Genomic DNA, 234 nt, shown 5'->3' with positions numbered 1-234 from the left:
CACCATGACCTGGTAAAATTCTTCCTGAATCTTTAACTCCAAAATGTCTTTTAAATCCTGATTCTACTAAATAACCTAATTTACCAAACATGCTTAAAATAATAGTTACAAGCAATATTAACCATACATTTAATTTGAAGTCTACAAAAAATTGCATGAGTAGAGGTACTAATAAACTACAGAAACTACCACCTATAAATCCTTCAATTGTTTTATTAGGACTAATAACCGGCC

At 29.9% G+C, this 234-nt stretch carries 1 protein-coding gene; it reads right to left on the bottom strand.

The window, feature by feature from the left end; all coding sequences use genetic code 11:
* Positions 1–234, bottom strand: a 234-nt coding sequence (locus tag Q4528_RS16245; RefSeq protein WP_303522810.1) for a phosphatidate cytidylyltransferase, incomplete at both ends; no start/stop codon positions are given.

The organism is Staphylococcus pasteuri (assembly GCF_030547725.1).
GTDB classification, from domain to species: domain Bacteria; phylum Bacillota; class Bacilli; order Staphylococcales; family Staphylococcaceae; genus Staphylococcus; species Staphylococcus pasteuri.
The sequence above is the reverse complement of the archived record's forward strand: the minus strand, read 5'-3'. Positions and strand labels throughout refer to the sequence as shown.